At 47.0% G+C, this 19,060-nt stretch carries 12 protein-coding genes; all 12 read right to left on the bottom strand.

Annotated features, from left to right (window positions below):
* Window positions 1-107 precede the first annotated feature (107 nt).
* Window positions 108-881, bottom strand: a complete 774-nt coding sequence (gene surE, locus ACHKAR_RS03345) for a 5'/3'-nucleotidase SurE (RefSeq protein ID WP_395416156.1) — start codon at window positions 879-881, stop codon at window positions 108-110.
* Window positions 882-892: 11 nt separating this feature from the next.
* Entirely contained in the window at window positions 893-1,495 is a 603-nt protein-coding gene (locus tag ACHKAR_RS03350; protein WP_159580239.1) for a hypothetical protein, read from the bottom strand.
* A gap of 6 nt (window positions 1,496-1,501) precedes the next feature.
* The gene (locus ACHKAR_RS03355) at window positions 1,502-2,719 is read right to left on the bottom strand and encodes a bifunctional 3,4-dihydroxy-2-butanone-4-phosphate synthase/GTP cyclohydrolase II (protein WP_159580240.1); all 1,218 of its coding nucleotides are present in this window, start codon (window positions 2,717-2,719) and stop codon (window positions 1,502-1,504) included.
* A gap of 32 nt (window positions 2,720-2,751) precedes the next feature.
* Window positions 2,752-4,689, bottom strand: a complete 1,938-nt coding sequence (gene dnaG / locus ACHKAR_RS03360; protein WP_395416157.1) for a DNA primase — start codon at window positions 4,687-4,689, stop codon at window positions 2,752-2,754.
* A gap of 86 nt (window positions 4,690-4,775) precedes the next feature.
* The gene (locus ACHKAR_RS03365; protein WP_395416158.1) at window positions 4,776-5,681 is read right to left on the bottom strand and encodes an alpha/beta hydrolase; all 906 of its coding nucleotides are present in this window, start codon (window positions 5,679-5,681) and stop codon (window positions 4,776-4,778) included.
* 3 nt (window positions 5,682-5,684) lie between these two features.
* Window positions 5,685-7,181 carry a sulfatase family protein gene (locus ACHKAR_RS03370; RefSeq protein ID WP_395416159.1) on the bottom strand — a complete coding sequence of 499 codons (1,497 nt, stop codon included), beginning with the start codon at window positions 7,179-7,181 and terminating at the stop codon, window positions 5,685-5,687.
* A gap of 173 nt (window positions 7,182-7,354) precedes the next feature.
* Window positions 7,355-9,649, bottom strand: coding sequence for a beta-glucosidase BglX (gene bglX / locus ACHKAR_RS03375; RefSeq protein ID WP_395416160.1), 2,295 nt, complete (start codon window positions 9,647-9,649; stop codon window positions 7,355-7,357).
* A gap of 34 nt (window positions 9,650-9,683) precedes the next feature.
* Window positions 9,684-11,027 (bottom strand): glucoamylase family protein, encoded by a 1,344-nt coding sequence (locus ACHKAR_RS03380; protein WP_395416161.1) that lies wholly within the window; start codon window positions 11,025-11,027, stop codon window positions 9,684-9,686.
* Window positions 11,020-13,026 (bottom strand): glucoamylase family protein, encoded by a 2,007-nt coding sequence (locus tag ACHKAR_RS03385; protein ID WP_395416162.1) that lies wholly within the window; start codon window positions 13,024-13,026, stop codon window positions 11,020-11,022. Before ACHKAR_RS03385 ends, ACHKAR_RS03380 begins: the two co-directional genes overlap by 8 nt.
* A gap of 148 nt (window positions 13,027-13,174) precedes the next feature.
* Window positions 13,175-14,446 carry a LamG-like jellyroll fold domain-containing protein gene (locus ACHKAR_RS03390; RefSeq protein ID WP_159580252.1) on the bottom strand — a complete coding sequence of 424 codons (1,272 nt, stop codon included), beginning with the start codon at window positions 14,444-14,446 and terminating at the stop codon, window positions 13,175-13,177.
* Between the two features lie 62 nt (window positions 14,447-14,508).
* Entirely contained in the window at window positions 14,509-15,990 is a 1,482-nt protein-coding gene (locus ACHKAR_RS03395; protein WP_395416164.1) for a RagB/SusD family nutrient uptake outer membrane protein, read from the bottom strand.
* Between the two features lie 3 nt (window positions 15,991-15,993).
* The gene (locus ACHKAR_RS03400) at window positions 15,994-19,029 is read right to left on the bottom strand and encodes a SusC/RagA family TonB-linked outer membrane protein (protein WP_395416165.1); all 3,036 of its coding nucleotides are present in this window, start codon (window positions 19,027-19,029) and stop codon (window positions 15,994-15,996) included.
* Window positions 19,030-19,060 lie beyond the last annotated feature (31 nt).

Raw genomic sequence — 19,060 nt, forward strand, 5'->3', positions numbered from 1 at the left:
TACCGTTAATGATCTTACCTTCAAAAAGGGACAGTTTAAGGTAGCTTTTTTTTTCAAAAGCACAAAAACAACCCCTCACAAACCACCTGAATACTCCAGACGATCAATCAGATATCCCACTCGTCATTGAGCAAGCGAATGGCATGATGACCTGTGAGGTCAAACTGACAGGGAACCAGGGAAATGTAATTGTTGGCAATCGCCCATTCGTCATTGTCCTCCCCTTTGTCATGATTTACGAAGTTTCCGATCATCCAAAAGTACTTTCTCCCATGGGGGTCTATCCGCTGGTCGAACTCTTCTTCCCATCTGGCATTGGCCTGACGACATACCTTGATCCCTCTAATTTTCTGGTTTTGGTGTGCAGGTATATTTACGTTCAGTGCTATCCCTTTCGGAATCCCCTTTGTCAGGGCCTCACGAGCTATCTTGAGGATGAATTCATCCACATGATCCATCTCCGCGTCAGTGTCATAGTCGCAGAGCGAAAACCCAATAGCTGGTGTACCTTCAATAGCCGCCTCTATGGCCGCGCTCATGGTACCAGAATAAAGCACACTGATGGAGGTATTGCTTCCATGATTGATGCCACTCACCACTAAGTCAGGCTTTCTATCTTTCAGTAAATGATGTTTGGCCAACTTCACACAGTCTGCCGGAGTGCCGCTGCATTCATATGCCGGAATCTGATCTCCAAACAACCTGTTTTCGGTAAGTCTAAGTGTATCCCCCACTGTGATCGCATGACCCATCCCCGACTGAGGGCTGTCCGGTGCCACCACCAGCACATCGCCGATCTGAGCCATCAGGCTTACTAATTTCTTAATTCCATTAGAGGTAATGCCATCGTCATTGGAGACGAGTATCAGTGGTTTCGACATGCGTTGGTTTTTTATATAGCGTTGTAAAAGGCCGTGATTCGAATGAGGTCTCTCAATTCATCCGTTTTCAACCTGTTTTTCTTAATGAAGCTCTTCACTTCCGAGGAGTGCTTGGACATGATATTCATCAAATCACTTTTCTTACCTAGGTAGATATCTATCTTCCCATCCTTATGGAGGAAATAGAAAGTATAATGCACCTTATCCTGAATAAATGACCCACCCCAATAGGCAGAGCTATTGGAGACACTTTCCTGTACAATGGCCTCTCTGGAAAGCAAAGAGAGCGGCCCCTCATACAACACCTCAAAGATGATCGGAATCTCATAGTTGTAATTGACATTATAAGGTATGGAGTAGAACTGCCGGTAGTTATCCACTAATTTGTCATATATCTCAAAATAGAAAATCTTATGACTGCTGAAGGTCTTCACCACATTGCCCTGAATCAACTGCACAATGTTGGCTTCCATGTCATATTTGATCAACCCCCGAACGGTATCATCTTCCGTAGTGATCAGGTAACCGTCATGCCACACCTCCGACGAAAACTCCTGTGCATGGCTCAAGAAACCAGCAGCACAGAAGATCATGAATAAAAATAGTCTCCTCATCTACAATTATTTTTTCAGAATCTCGTGTCCCATTTTGTCCCGCTTGGTTTCAAGGTATTTTTGATTGTGGATATTTGGAACAACCTCTATAGCTACGTTCTCAACAATTTCCAGACCATAACCCATTAGGCCGATGCGTTTTTTTGGATTATTTGTAATGAGCTTGAGTTTGGTCACTCCCATTTTCCTCAAAATCTGCGCACCTACACCGTAATCCCGCTGATCCATATGAAAACCTAACTTCTCGTTGGCCTCCACTGTATCCAGCCCTTCTTCCTGTAGCTTATAGGCTTTCAGCTTATTCAAAAGACCTATCCCACGTCCTTCCTGATTCATGTAGAGCACCACGCCTTTGCCGGCCTTCTCCACCATCTGCATGGCGCTGTGTAGTTGATTGCCACAGTCACACCGGTAAGACCCGAAAATATCACCCGTCACACAGGAAGAATGCACCCTCACCAGTACAGGCTCATTCTCTTCCCATTCGCCCTTATAGAGCGCCAGATGGGTCTCATTGGTGTTCTTTTGCTTGAAAGCCTTCAGGCGAAACATACCATGCTCGGTGGGCATGTCTACTGCAATTTCTTCTTCCACAAGGGACTCATGCTCCATGCGGTAAGCAATCAGGTCTCTGATGGACACAAGTTTCAGGTTGAATTTATCAGCGATAACCCTCAAATCAGGTAACCGTGCCATGGTGCCGTCCTCCTTAAGAATCTCCACCAGTACACCGGATGGGTGAAGTCCGGCCAACCTGGAGAAATCAATGGCGGCTTCCGTATGTCCTGTTCTTCTTAGCACCCCACCCTCTTTGGCTTTCAATGGGAAAATATGGCCAGGCCTGCCAAGGTCCTCAGGTTTGGTGTCCTCATGAACAAGTGCCTGAATGGTCTTGGACCGATCGGAAGTGCTGATGCCAGTGGTGGTACCATGTCCGATCAGGTCCACTGATACGGTGAAGGGGGTTTCATGCACCGCTGTGTTCTTACCTACCATTAGGTCCAGACCTAGTTCTTCACATCGCTTTTCCAGCAAAGGCACACAGATCAATCCTCGTCCCTCTTTGGACATGAAGTTGATAATTTCGGGGGTGACCTTCTCTGCGGCACAGATGAAATCGCCTTCATTTTCACGATCTTCATCATCTACCACGATGATAATTTCGCCATTTCTGATGGCTTCTATTGCTTCTTTTATTGGGTCAAGAAGTTGCGCTCTACTCATTCCTATTTATTTTCAGTCTATCTTAATACAAGTTATTTTACTGTGACGTTCCCCAGAAATTCCGCCAGGCTCATCTCTATTTTTTTAAGCCCGTTGATTTCATCCAGCAGGATGTCAATGTCATCTTCATTCGTCGCTTCCTTTAGCTTTCTGTTTTCCTCCTCTATCAGGTGTTGCACAATTCTAAACTTCAGCCTCAGGATATTAGAATAGGTAACATCCTTCAATTGTTCCTCCTCTTTTGGAATATATATCTGAAATTTCTTCTCCCAGTTCTCGCTCACCTCATGCTTTGAGGTCATCAGGTTGACCACCTCGCGCTTGATCTCTTCAGAGCCGTGCTGTATGAGGTAATCCCCATCTATTATGACTCCCTCAAGAAGCTTCTCCTTGAAAATATCAAGGATGCTTTTGTATACCGGATTGGTAAACTGTATTTCCTCAATCTCTGAAAGAAAGTATGAGATCAGGTCTTCATCCACCAGCTCGTGATTGGTGATGTGACTCTTTCCATAATTCACCAAAACCCGGATACTCTCCTTCTCCTGAAGCTCTATGACCTTCATGATATCGAGCTCCTCCGGCTCTTCTGGTTGGGCCACCAGCAGGTCTTGTGGAGTCAGATTTTCACCAGGCTGATAGCCGGCTTTGCCCTTGTCCCGGTTTTGCTGGATAAGGATCTTGTTTTGCTCGGCCACCAATACTGCCTCCGAAATACCCAGCAGATCACTGCATTCCTTCAGGTAGACCGTCCGTTTCACCGGGTCGTCTATCTTGGTGATGGACCTTACAATGTCTTTGATCAACCCGGCTTTTTTAACCGGATCATCTTTGGCATCTGCTAAAAACAGTTTTGTTTTGAAGCGAATTATATCCTGAGATTCACTTTCAATGTAGTGACTAAAAGCACTGGTACCCAGCTGCTTGGCATAGCTGTCCGGATCTTCTCCTTCAGGGAGTGCAACCGCCCGCACATTGAGCCCGCCCTCCAGCAACATATCAATCCCTCTGATGGAAGCTTTGATCCCTGCGGCATCACCATCGAAGATCACGGTCACGTTTTCTGTATATCGTTTCAGGAGTTTGATCTGCTCCTCGGTGAGGGCTGTACCTGAGGAAGACACTACATTTTTGATACCCGTCTGGTGCATGGAAATGACATCCGTATAGCCTTCTACCAGGTAAACGTTATCTTCTTTTCGGATGTCCTGCTTAGCCTGAAACAGACCATAGAGAATCCGGCTTTTATTGTAGAGCTCTGTCTCCGGAGAGTTGATGTACTTGGGCTGTTTCTTATCCTTGCCCAGCATTCGGGCACCGAATGCCACCACTTTGCCGGACACATTGTGAATGGGGAAAATGACCCGATTTCTAAACCTGTCATAAACCTTTCCCTCCTCCTTCACCACAATAAGACCGGCCTCTTCAAGCAGCTCCTGGCGGTATCCTTTTGCCGTAGCAGCTTTCAGCAAGTGATCCCACTCACTGAGGGTATAGCCCAGTTCAAAATCCTTAATGGATTCATCTGTAAATCCCCGTTCCTTGAAATAGCTCAGGCCTATCGATTTGCCTTCCTCACTCTCCCACAATAGTTCCTGAAAGGATTCCTTGGCGAAATTGAGTAGGATATAAAGACTGTCTCTCTTGTTTTGAGCCTCCTGGGCTTCGTCGCTCTGCTCCTCCTCTATGATTTCTACACCGTACTTCTTAGCGAGGTATTTCAGTGCTTCCAGGTATGAAAGACCATCCACTTCCATGACAAAGGTGATACAATCCCCGCCTTTGCCACTGCTAAAATCTTTGAAAATACCTTTGGAGGGCACCACATAAAAAGATGCTGTCTTCTCATTGGTGAATGGACTCAGGGCCTTGTAACTGCTTCCTGATCGCTTCAGGGTAAGGTAATCACCCACCACGTCCACGATATCCATGCGGTTTTTTATCTCATCGATGGTAGCTGGACTGATCATAGGTTAATCTTCGCAGTATCAGAGTGATTTTTCAAAGCACAAATCTAAGGCTTTACTCTGAAACGAAACGGCCTATTCCGCAGGGCTTATTCAGAACAGAAAGACAATCCAGAATCACAGGATCGCTTCCCCTCATGATAGATGATGTGAGTTTGACGATGACGCCCGTCCAGCACATCGTTCTCCAGAAAATCATCAATCATTGATATGTACCCATCCTGTATGGGCTTGCCCGCCCACTCATGTCCACCACCACAGTCTGTCATGAGATAATACTGCTGGTCAAGTGAACGCAAACGCTCAGCCAGGGTATACGAACCTGAAAGCATCATAAATCCGGTCTGATCTGCATCACAATAGTGGTGTGGTGCATTGGCGTAAGGCACCAGATTGTCACAGGTACCATGAAAAAAAGCCGTGGGAATGGCGTTCTCTTTAGTGATCCACCGGGCATCCAAAAGTGCACCGGCCATACTAATCACGCCACCATACTTAAAATTAGATGGTAGGATGCCAGCCATGGTTTCCTTCCAATAGGTTGCGTGGATTGCTGCCTCTGCTCCGGCACTGCTCCCGACAATCACCACTCTGGAGGCATCAATACCCAATTCCTCTTTGCGGTCAATCAGATAAGCCACTGCCTGGTGGATGTTTCGTGCCGCCTCAAATATGGTGCTGATTTTATTCTGAACGGGCTGGTCACAGCTGAAGGACTTGCCTTTCATAGTGAGGTGATAGGAAATAGTGGCTGTAACCCAACCCTTTGAAGCATAGCGCTCACAAAAAGCCAGGTGACCTGACTCATCGCGCTTTCCTCCCGAGAACCCACCACCGTGCACGTAGATCAGCAAAGGGCGAGGCGCTGCTACATCCTTTGTCGTATACAGATCCATGCCAAGCGTGTCTTCATAAACGACCGTATTCCTTTCGAATGACTGTGCCTCGAGAAAACAAACCGTCATAAGCAGAAAGGATGCAAGAAAATATTTCATAGGTCAATAGGTATCTCTGTATATGTGGTCAAATCGTCGTCCATGATCAGGCTTCAGCGGCATGGATTCACCACCGGTTTCAGACAACCAGGCAAAAAGTGCCGATCTCAACTCCTCAGCCACTTCTCTGTAATCATCATTCCTGATCAGATTATTCATTTCATTCGGATCATTTTCAATATCGTATAATTCGTTGATATCCCAAACTCCGTGGTAGCGAATAAACTTATACTTTGATGTGCGAACGGCATGAACCGTAGGCGTCTGGGGAAAAGGGCGCTCCCAAAAGTACTCATAGTAGACCGTGTCACGCCAGGGGATAGATTCCTGATAAAGGAGCTTTTTAAAGGAGCTCCCATCCATATGCGCTTTGACTCCCAGTCCGGCCATATCCATTACGGTGGGGCCTACATCCACGTTTTGAACCACCTCACTCACCCTGGAGGCCGCCGGGATACCGCCACCCATAGCCAGCATCGGCACTCGCATGGATTCTTCGTAAGCCTGGCGCTTGTCTATGAGCCCGTGTTCGCCAAACGAAAAACCATTATCGCCCATGTAGATCACCACGGTATTTTCCAGTAAATTCTCTTTCTCGAGGTAGTCGAGTACGGTACCGATACTTTCATCCACAGATAGCAACGTTTCACAATAGCGTCGGTAAAAGTCCTCAAAATTGATTTGCCCATGATACATGTAATCCACACCGTGCCAGCTATTGCACTGAGCTTTTGCCCAGTTGGGTAGATCATCATAGTTGTATTGATCCGCTGAAACGGTGCTTCGCTCATGGCCGGGAGGAAACATAGTGGGCGGGTATGCAACCGGCTCCGTTTCATATTTCCCAAGGTGTCTCTTGGCTGGCTGGAAATCGGCATGCACTCCCTTATGAGACAGGTAGAGAAAAAAGGGCTTTTCTTTATCTCGGTTACTAATGAAATCAATGGCATAGTTGGTCAGCACATCTGTGACATAGGCTGAGTCCCCGTGCACCTCATCTGTACCATTGAAATTGATGGTAGGATTATAATATACTCCCTGTCCCTTGAAACTAGCCCAAAAGTCAAACCCGGGCCGCTTACCAGAATGGTGCTCGCCCATGTGCCATTTTCCAATGAAGCCTGTCTGATATCCGGCTTCCTTCTGGAGGTATTCAGGGAAAAACACTGTGCCCTCAGGAATGAGTGACTGGTTATCTACCACCTTATGATTATGTGCATACTGACCGCTGAGGATACTTGCACGGCTGGGTGAACACAGGGAGGTACTCACAAAGGCATTTTGCACATGTACCCCTTCAGTGGCCATTCGGTCCATATTAGGCGTTTCCAGAAATGGAACTTTCCCCATGAATCCCATGAAGTCATAGCGGTGGTCATCACTGAGAATAAACACCACGTTCTTACGATTCGAAAGGTCAGGCTGTGTAGAGGATTGCTCTTTTTGGCTGCATGCTGAAGCGATAACGATCAGTAATACAAGGCTTAAAACTTTCTTCATTTCATGTTCATTTTAGCATAAAAAACACCCACCATCAGAAAATTTTCATAAACGCCGGCATAAGACTTATTCCCAGAAGTCTGACACCTTAAAAGCGAATGGGTCAATGTTTCTGAATGGTGGGATTTTTTGAAGTGTGAAGAAGTAACAACTATGGGAATTTCTTAATTAATTTATTTCGTCCAATTTACCTTTTGTCTCTGCACATCTCTTGAGTTGGCGCCTACCATGATTTCAAATTCACCAGATTCCCAGTCAAACTCCAAATCTGAGTTGTAGAACTTCAAGTCTTCATTAGTTACCTCAAAAGTCACTGTGACTGTCTCTCCTGCTGCTATCAAAACCTTCTGAAAACCTTTTAACTCCTGTACCGGACGGGTGATGCTTCCCACCACGTCTCTGATATATAATTGCACCACTTCCTTACCATCCACATCACTTTCATTGGTGACGGGCACAGATACGCGAAGAACCTCTGCTCCCTTTAGTTCCTGGTGAGACAGGGTCATGTCACCAAATTCGAAGGTGGAATAACTCAACCCAAAGCCGAAAGGATATAAAGGCTCATTGCTCACATCCAGGTAATTGGATCGAAACTTCTGAAACCACTGACCTTCCGCCAGGGGTCGGCCGGTGTTCTTATGGTTGTAGTAGATAGGTACCTGTCCGATATTTTGAGGGAATGTAGTGCTCAATTTTCCCGATGGGTTCACCTCACCAAAAAGCACATCAGCAATGGCCAAACCACCTTCACTTCCTGCAAACCATGTATTGAGAATAGCAGGAACACTTTCTGACTCCCATTTGATGGCAAGCGGCCGGCCACTTTGCAGTACAAGTACCACTGGTTTGCCCGTTTTCAGAAGTGCCTTCAGGAGGTTCTGTTGACTTTGGGGAATTGAAATATCTGATCTACTGGAGCTCTCTCCGGACATCTCAGCTGATTCACCCAATAAGGCTACGATCACCTCTGACTTTTGGGCTACAGCCAGCGCTTCCTTAATGAGTGCGTCCGCAGAACGCTCATCCCTGTAGGTAGGCTTACCGAAAATACTCACCCTGGCTTCCAGGTCTGCCTCTTCATAGACATTCGCCCCCTTTGCATATAGAATATTTGTACGAGCTCCACCCACTGCTTTCATTCCTTCCAGAAGTGAAATGGACTTGGTGAAATCTGCTGCCACACTCCAGGTGCCAGTCATGTTCTCTTTGTAATTGGCTAAAGGTCCTATCAGGGCAATGGTTCCGCCCTTCTTTAGGGGCAACACATTGTCTTCATTTTTCAAAAGAACCAACGATTGAGCTGCAATCTTCCTCGCAGCCTGTCTCTTATCGGCCGTGTAAATTTCCGTCTCTGATCGTTGAATGTCACAGTACCGATAAGGATCTTCAAAAAGGCCCAGTTCAAACTTCGCTCGCAGGATTCTGCGACAAGCCGCGTCGATTTGTGCTTCCGTGATAGCTCCTTCTTCCAGTGACTTTTTGAGTGTGGTCAAAAAGCCCTCTCCTACCATATCCATGTCTATGCCAGCATTCAAAGCCAGTACAGATACCGTCTGCAAATCACCCATACCATGGTCAATCATCTCATTGATTCCTGTATAATCGGTCACTGAGAAACCATCGAAACCCCACTGTTCACGGAGCACTTCTGTCATCAGCCAGCGATTACCTGTAGCAGGGATACCATCTATTTCATTGAAAGAAGCCATAACGCTCCCCACTCCTGCATCGACAGCTGCTTTGTAAGGTGGGAAATATTCATTGTACATTCGCACCCGACTCATGTCCACGGTGTTGTAGTCCCGGCCTGCTTCAATGGCACCGTATAGCGCAAAATGTTTGACACAAGCCATCATGGTATTGAAAGCAGTAAGGTCATCACCCTGATATCCGCGTACCATGGCCCCTGCCATCAGCGATGCCAGGTAAGGGTCTTCACCCACACCTTCGGATATCCTGCCCCAGCGCGGGTCACGACAGATGTCTACCATCGGAGAAAAGGTCCAAGAAATACCGTCTGCTGTGGCCTCCTGTGCGGCGATTCTGGTAGACAGCTCGATGAGTTCCATATCCCAAACGCATGATAGTCCCAGGGGAATGGGGAAAACCGTTTTGTAGCCATGGATCACATCCATACCAAAAATCAACGGGATTTTAAGGCGGCTCTTTTCCACAGCTATCTGCTGGGTAGCTCTGATTTTTTCTACACCGCTGATATTAAATAATCCTCCTACCTGGCCAGCTTTGATCTTTGGCACGATCCCAGTATTGGAAGCCAAACCTGTGCTGATGTCACCAGCCCCCGGAAGATTGAGCTGCCCTATCTTCTCCTCTATGGTCATAAGATTTAAAAGAGAGTCTATCTGAGCCTCATAGGGCTCACCCGCTTGTATCGGATCAGGCGCAGAGCAACTGCCCAAAAACAGCGATACTATCATCATCCCAACCACTAATAGATTTCTCATGTCCAATGTTATCTTTTGATGTAAAAGTGTGTGTCTATTTTTCATACTCAAAGCCCAATTTCTTGAGGCCATTTTGCACCTCAGGTGCGGACATAAACAGGTCCCATAGCAAGCCACTCCTGTAGTTCTCGATCATGACCGGGATTGGTCCCTGATCAATGGCCAGGTACCGCGGCAAATACCAGTCGGCGCTAAAGCTAAAGGCATCATAAGGACCATATTTCCCCACTAGCGTATCTCGCTGCGGCGCATATAAAAATTTCAGCATCTGCATACTTTCTTTGGGAGTATAAGGAAAGGATGACAAAGCAGCTGTTGGGGAAATTACCCCTAAATCTGCCCCGGGTCTATGCCCGGAATACCCTTTCATGGAATAGCTGGAAGTCATCCCCCAACAGTTTTCACCGTAACCTTCATACTGCTCTGGGTTCTCAAGGCAATATGCATAGTGGATTTTTGCATGATTCTGATTCAGTGCCCAATACTCCCCATACTTATCCTTAAGACCTCTGGGATCCAACCCCAGATAAGAGTAGTGCGCCCAAAACAGTGGTCCCACCTTACTTTCATCATGCTCATAGTGATTGAGCACCAGGTCGTACCCGTAATAAGTTTCATTTGATTCTATGTTACCGTCAAGGGCCCAGCCCTTGTGATACACTTCTGGAGTCACAGGATGGGTAGGTGAAGATGCTGCCAACACATACATGATGAGTGCTTCATTATACCCTCCCACAGGAAAGTTCATCTCCCAACCATAGTTGGGTGACCAGTGCCAGTAAAGAACATGCTCGCCACCTTTGGTATGCCAATCCCACTCCACTTCTTTCCAAATGGTATCGATGCGCTCTGCTATTGCTCTTTCTTTTTCGTTGCCATCTTTAAAATACTGCCTCACCGCCAGTAGTCCTTGTATCAGGAAGGCGGTCTCCACCAAATCTCCACCGTCATCCTTTTTGCTGAAGGCCTTGGTTTTGCCGGTATCTCCATACCACCAGTGCGGGTACACCCCATGGTAGCGGTCTGCCGTTTCCAGAAAGTCGAGAATTCGTTCATACCTGCGGACTGCTTCCTCCCGCTCAATAAACCCACGCTCTATGCCCACCAATATGGCCATAACACCAAATCCGGATCCCCCAGAGGTAACTACATTTTCATCATTGCTTGGGTAAATACCGTCCATGTGGACACGCTCCCGGGCCAGCCCTGAATTGGGCTCAGCGCCATCCCAGAAGTACTGAAAAGTCTGATATTGCACTTTATCCAAAAGGGAGTCCTCCCGTATCAATGTGGTAGCTGTCTGCTCCTTCTGTTTAGAGCTGCATGCACTCATAATTACCAGTACTATGAGTGTCCCTATTTTAAACAAATTATTCATAGCTAAATCCAAGTTTATCAAGTCCGCTTTGCACCTCAGGTGCAGACATAAAGAGGTTCCAGAGCAATCCCGTTCGATGATTTTCGATCATCACCAAAATAGGTCCCTGATCAATGGCGATATAGGAAGAGGCTGTCCAGCCTTCTGAAATATTGAAAGCATCGTAAAATCCATATTCGCCCCATAGCTTATCGCCCAGTATATAATAAAAGTGCCTCATGGCTTCCATGGACTCCTCTGGTGTATATGGGATGGAAGAAATGGCTGCCGTGGGTGTGATCACTCCCAGGTCATTATCTGGAGAATGTGCGTTATATCCTTCGTGGTTGTCGCTGGCGGTAAGTCCCCAGCTTTGTGCAGAGTACCCAACAAAGCGTTTAGGGTTGGCTATGCAGTAGGCCCTGTTGATCAGCGTGTGGTTCACATTCTGATTCCAATAGTTAGCATATTGATCCGTGAGGTTTCTCGGATCCAATCCCAGAAAGGAATAATGGGCAAAGAAAAGGGGGCCTCCCTTATCTGACCTCAGGTCCATCTGATACCCATAGTAGGACGCTCCAGAGCTATTCACCATGGCTCCGTTGCGGGCCCAGCCTGCAGTGTATACCTCCTGATCGATGGGATGTGTGGGTGAAGCTGCCGCCAGCACATAAACCATGAGGGCTTCGTTCCATCCGGAAATTTTGTGATTCTTCTGCCACCCCACGTTGGGAGACCAGTGCCAGTACAGGACATCCTGCCCATCCTGAGTGTACCAATCCCACTCCACCCCTTCCCACAGGGAATTGATTCGTGCGATCAGGTCTGCTTCTTCCGGGTGGCTGCTGTCCAAATATTGTCTTACGGTAAGCAAGCCCTGCACCATAAAAGAGGTTTCTACCAGATCTCCCCCATCATCGTCGCTACTAAAAGGGATGACTTTTCCTGAAGTGCCATTCAGCCAATGCGACCAGGCACCATGAAACCGGTCAGATTCTTCATCCAGAAAGGTGATGATCTTATTCAGGCGAGCTACTCCCTCTTCTCTGGTAATGAAGCCACGTTCTATTCCCACGATGATGCCCATCAAACCAAAACCAGATCCGCCGGAAGTGACCGTTTCGCCACTCGTATTTCGTTCCCGAGCCAAACCACTCACCGGGTGACCAAAGTCCCAGAAATACTTGAAGGTCTGCTCCTGTACCTTGGTAAGCAGGGCCTCGTCTGAAATCTCGGGGAATTTCAACGAGGAATCGAGTTCAGTATAAAACGGAAGCTGGTAGCTCTCAAATTTCTTACCTGAAATGGAGGTGAGTGCGGAAGATATGAAGAGTGAATACCGCTCATACCCCTCCAGGTTTTCAGTAACGGTCATGGTAAACGTGCTATCAGATGCACCATTGGCGACATTGAATGTCGCCGGAATGCTACCACCTGACAGGTTAATGTTGTCTTTTAGTACTTCCAGGTCGAGCGGATCAGAAAACGTCAGCTGAAAAACCGGCTGACGACTGATGTTGATAATTCTTTGATTTTGATCGGGCGATGCCCCATCAATAGTGACGCTCGATAATATCATAGGTGGGTTCTCAGTGAGGAAGGTTACCTGAAAACCTGGAAACGTCTCACCTTCGGCGCCTTTAATGTCTTTGGAAATACTAAGGGTATAAGTAGAGTTGATGGTCAACTCTTCAGAATGGGTGATAGAAATGGTTTTATCACTGTCCAGTAGCGAAAATGCCAGCTCGACGGCCTGGTCATTTTCATCGGTGAGGATAATACTGGAAGAAACACTGTTCTCACTGAGGGCATGAGAAAAACTGAGAATGATGCTCTTATCTACAGGCTGAGGTGCCTCAGGGTTTGCCAACAAATTACTGGTACCAATCCGCAAAGCAGTCAATTGCATGGTGGCAGGTGTGACACCCCCTGTGGAGTCGTCTCCGCAACCAGCCAGACTAAAAACAAAAAGGACAACCAATATAATAGGCGCGACGACATGCATACCTTTTTGTATCATGATGTGAAATACTTTTATGATTCCTAATGAATCCATGGGTCAGTAAAATGCTCCTGAAGGAGCCAGGTAAGAATTAAATTAAAAGAAAAAGAGTCAGGAGCCTATGAGAACGACTCCTGACTCAACCACTATGTAACCACTAACCTAATTAAGGCTTTTCTGCATTGTAAAGCTCAGCTGCCTGAGTAGCAGAGAAAGATGCATGGAATACGCGCACGTCATCCATTTGTCCTTTGAAGTGATTGTTGTCCGGGAAACCAACAGGGTTTGCCCAATCATCTGTAACCACTCTGTTTTCGCTACCCTGAATAAAACCAAATGCAAGTTTATTACCTGGAGCATCATTGCCATTGTAGGCCACTCCTACTGCATTGTACAGGGCATGAGTCTCTCCATAAAGATTGAAATCCTGGCTTTTTCTCAACTCACCGTTGATGTAAATCGCACCAATTTTGGTTGCTGCATCGTAGCTCACGATTACATGGGCCCACTTGTCTTTAATGATTGCGGCAAGACCCCCTGATGCAGAAACATCCTGATCGAAAGTCCATCCCTGCCATCCGAGGTTACCAGTGGTAGACCACCACAAATCCTGAACACCAGTGGTTCCTCCAGCTAGTGCATAGGTAGAAGCCAGTTTACATCCGCTGTAGTTTCCAAAGATCTCGAACTGGAAGCCATTCCACGCGCCTAAACCCATTACAAACTGTCCACGGGTTTCATCATTGTCATTCACATCAGATCCGTCAGACTTAATCCAAAAGCTGAGGGTAAAGTCATCAGTATCCATCAGTGCATCCGCACCAGGCACCTGGATCAAACTCTCGTCTCCATCGAAAGAAGCTGTACTTTCTGCCTGTCCGAATCTATCCGTTACATAAGTAATCTTGGTACGGCTATCGGCATTGAAAGCACCCATTTCGTCGGTATCATCGCCATCAAACTTCCAGTATGCTACCTGAGCGTCCGCATTTGGCGGAGTTACCTCGGCTACACCACCGGTAGAAAACGATCTGCTGGTGGCTACAAACTCACCCCCATCAGACGCCACAATAGCACCAATCGAAAGGGTATAATCTGTTCCTCTGGCTAATTCTTCTGTGGCAGTAAGCGTAACTGTAGCTCCGCTCGCTGTTACATCGGCAGTCACACCGCTGATAGAAACTGAAGTAGCACTCACTGTAGCCGCGTCCACTTCCTTAGAGAAAGTAAGGGTAACTACTAAATCTACCGGTACTCCACTTGCCGAAGTGGCACCATTCAAATCCACGCTGGTCGCTTCACCTGATAGCACATCAGTACCAGTGGCAGACACACTCACCAAGGCCAGGGCACCCGGACCTTCGTCATCGCCACAGCTGATAAAAACCATCGCACTGGCCATTAGCGCCAGCACCAATAATAACTTCATTGTTTTCATACTTACTTCATTTTAGGTTTAATAATCCTCTTTTACTTCTATTTACTTGTTATTGAATGCTCTTAATAGCCTTTATTCTGGGAGATCCTTCCTTCTGAAATATCCACCTCAGACTGGGGGATAGGAAAGAGTTCATTCTTATCCTTTACAAAACCAAGAGGTCCCAGAACGGTCTCTGCCCTATTGGTACGCACCAGGTCCCAAAATCTCAACCCCTCAAACGCCAACTCATAGTTTCTTTCATTTTCTATGGCCAACCGAAGACCTGCCTGGTCGGTCACGGTGATATCCGGCAGAATGCCAGCGTTACCACCCCTGGCCCGCTCACGAACCTCATTGAGATAAACAAGCGCTTCCGCAGGCTTATTGTTCTCATTGAGCGCTTCAGCCGCCATCAACAGCACGTCAGCATATCGAATAATTCGCTTATTATGACCAAAAGACTCATTGGTGCCCGGTCCGGGATGCCAGATCTTCTGGTTGTACACTTCTATCTCTACAATATCTCCATCTACTCTGGTGGTGTCAGGGGTAGATGCGTCTCCGCCAGTCTCCACACCATCCAGCACTTCACCCAGGAAAATAATACTGGCATCCATCCTTGGGTCGTTGTTGGCTTGCATCATCAGGATCCAGGGGTAGGCAGGTCTGCCAAATCCCCAACCACGATTAGGCGTACCACGAATCCCCATGGTATTACCATACTGATTGCCACCCTGATCAAATGGAAAAGGCAACGCCCCAATCTCAAAGATCGACTCCACGCCAAACTCATGATCATAACTAAAGGCATCGGCAAAGTTTGGCTCCAACTCATACTGGGCAGAGGCAATAACTTCTAATGCATATTTCTCGGCATTTACAAAGTCACCATTGAACAGGTAAAGTCTGGCCAGTAGGGCCTTGGCTGCTCCCTTTGTTGCACGGCCGGCTTCATCTGCGGAGTATTCAGATTTTTCAGGGAGAAACTCTGCTGCATGCAAAAGGTCAGGATAAATCACCTGGTTGAAAATCTCCTCTGCTGAGGTCTTGGTCAGGTCCAATGCCGGATCCGTCACCAATACCAGAGGTACTGCCCCAAAGCCCTGAACCAGCTGAGAATAAAAATATCCCCTTAAAAATCTGGCCTCTGCTACTATTCGCACCCGGAGTTCCTCATCCATCACGATTTCCGCATTGGGCACCTCATTGATCACAAGATTGGCTCTGCGGATTGCCTGATAAAGTGTTTTATACCATCTGTCACCTGAGCCCTCTGTGGCCGTATGGCTGAAGTTATCATACGGAGCGATGGCAGTACCATCTCCGGGATTACTTCCCTTGATCATCTGATCGCTCATGATATCCAGCAGAGGAAAACCACCGGTATGGATGTTCCAAACCCGGAGGGAGTTGTATACTCCGTTCACCGCCAGTATGGCATCAGATTCTGACTGGGGAAAAGTGCCTGCAGTCAGACTCCCCAGCAAAGGTTTTTCCAGATTTTCTTCACACGCAGAAAAGAAGAAAACAAGACCTATGAATGTATATTTTAAAGATTTCATCGCTTAAAAAGTTAAATTCAGTCCCACACTATATACTTTGGTAATGGGATAAACTCCCCTGTCTATGACCCCATCCAGAGCGCTGGACGCACCCAAATCGGGAGAATATCCGCTGAATTGTGTCTTGGTGAAAAGATTGGTACCACGTACGTACACTTTGAGTGACTGTGCGCCCACACTATTCAAAACGGCCTGCTGGAAACTGTAAGACAAAGTGACCGTTCGCAGGCGCAGGTAAGAGCCATCTTCTATGAAATAATTGGAAGGCGTATAATTGGTTCCGCCCGAGACAGCTCTGAAGTTTTCATTGGAAGGGTTGGAAGGAGTCCAATGATCCAGGAATCGGGTTTCATAGTTCAGCAGCGAAAACCTCACGGCCTGCTTGCCATTGTAAATGTCTACCCCTGTCTGCCCCTGAAAGTCAAGGCCAACCCTAAAGCCTTTGTATCCTACTTCCGTATTGAATCCATAAACCAATCCGGGTATTGAATTTCCGAGCATGATCCGATCATCACCGTCCAGTATACCATCTTCATTGGCATCCCGGTAGATCAAATCACCGACCGTCTGCCCAAAAAGATGAGGTGTAGCATCTACCTGCTGCTGTGTCTGGAATACGCCAATCGCATCATATCCGTAGAAAAAACCAATGGGCTGCCCCACGGCAGTTCTGGACACCTGCTGGCCATTGCCCAAGTCACCTGCCACTATTAGTGAATCTACGCCAATGTCTTGTCCAAGCTCCAGCACCGTATTTTTCACAGTCGATCCCAAAAATCCAAGCTTATAGTTGAAATTGCCGATATCATCCTGCCAGTTCAGACTAAACTCAAATCCCTTGTTTTCAACAGAAGCCACATTGTACACGATCTGTTGGAAAGCTCCGAGACCTGTATAGCCTATAGGCTCCAGGTTAACCAGAATGTCGTTGGTCGTTTTTACATAATAATCCATTTCGGAAACCAACCGACCGTTGAACATGTCAAAATTTAACCCTACGTCAAACTGTTCGGTCTCTTCCCATTTCAGGTTGGGATTGCCTCCGGTCGCATACGCGGCCCCTGCCACATACTGTTCATTTTGACCAAATACAGCCCCGAATGACTGGTCAATCTGCGGAAACTGGGCATCATAGCTGATCTTATCATTACCAACAATTCCCCAGCTCGCTCGAAGCTTCACGTTACCCAGAAAACTCACCTCGGGGAAAAATGCCTCTTCGGACAAGTTCCAACCTAGCGCTAATGATGGAAATACTCCATATCGGTTGTTAGGGCCAAACTTAGAAGAACCATCTCTCCTATACGTGGCGGTGAATAAATACTTATTCATCAAACTATAATTGAACCTAAACAAGTAGGACTGGATGGCAGAATGAGAGGCGTTGTTAGACACATCCTGAAGCAATGGGTCGCCATCTGACGCATCGATGTACCAGAAGGATTCCCCATCACGAAGGAGATTCTGGGCAGAACCTGATAGGAATTCAGATTTCACACGCTGAGTGGTATAACCGGCCACTGTATTGAATCGGTGAACACCGATCTCCTTTACATAGGAAATGGTGTTTTCCCAAAGCACAAAACTGTTGTCATTGTAGCTCTGTGAAATATCACTTGTTTCGTTTTGCTGCAAGGGAGCTACGAAATACTCGGGTGTGAAACTCTTGTTTTTGCTCATTCCCAGTGAAAACTGTAAACTGGACTTCACCGAGAAGCCATCCAGAAAAGCATACTGGGCAAAAACGTTTCCTACACTTTCTATACTCTTATTGACGTTGTTGGTGTATTCAATTGCGGCCAGGGCATTTCCCCCACCCTGCACTTCAGCAAAAATTTGCTCCCCTGTCGCTGGGTCAGTGGTATAGGGCGCATCAATCGGCCAGGCCCGAAGTGCCGTATTCACAACTCCAGGACTGTTTTGCTTTTCTTTGAGTGCTACTGAGAGGCTCAACCCAATATCTAAGTTCTTGGCGATCTCGTAGTTGGTATTGATCTTGGTAGTGATTCGTTCTAATCCTGATTTGGGCAAAATGCCCTCTTGTCCGAAATAGCCCAGTCCGAAGTAATAATCTACCTTTTCACTGGCTCCTCCAAAAGAGAATGAATAAGACTGAATGGGTGCATAGTCATTGTAAATCTCGTCTTGCCAGTCGGTAGAGGAGAGCTGATCTACGTTATATGGGCCTGGCTCGGTTAAGTCAATGTCATTGACATACTGACCAAACTCCTTACCATTCATCAAATCAATTTTATTGGCAACCACCTGCCAACCCAGCTCAGCGTTAAAGTTAATTCTCGGAGCACCTTGCGCTCCCCGCTTGGTGGTAATGATGATCACCCCATTGCTACCCCTCGAACCAAAAATGGCGGTAGCCGAAGCATCCTTCAGCACCTCTACTGACTCGATATCATTGGCATTCAAGAAATCCAACGGTGTACCGGAGCCGCTGTTATCAGAAACCCCTTTCTCTATAATCACACCATCCACCACAAAGAGGGGGTTGTTGTTGTTGAGGGTAGTTACCCCTCTCAGTCTAACCACCGGAGTGGCTCCAGGATCTCCACTGGGACTCAATACCTGAAGTCCCGATACCTTTCCCTGAAGGGCCTGAACCGGGCTGGCATTGGGCACTTTGAGTAAATCCTCGCCCTTCACTGAGGCCACTGCTCCCGTGAGGTCACTCTTGCGGACCGATCCATAGCCCATCACTACCACTTCTTCCAGTTCAGAAAAATCTATATCTAGAGAAGCGTTAATGACGCTTTGGTTATTCACCCGCACTTCTTTGGATGAATAACCCAAATAGGTAAAAACCAAAACAGCCTCCGAACCGGAGACCATCAATTGATAATTACCCTCCAAATCCGTTACGGTACCATTGGTGGTCCCCTTCTCAATGATCGTGGCTCCGATCAGCGCTTCTTTGGTCTCAGAATCCAGGAGTGTCCCACTAATTTTAAAATCCTGTGCATCCGTATAGCTGGATGCAGAAACCATTGCGATAATGATAATAAATAGCTTAGTAAACTGCCTCATATTATAAAGTTGTCAATGAGATAACGATTGC

Source organism: Marinoscillum luteum (genome assembly GCF_044005705.1).
GTDB classification, from domain to species: Bacteria; Bacteroidota; Bacteroidia; order Cytophagales; family Cyclobacteriaceae; genus Marinoscillum; species Marinoscillum luteum.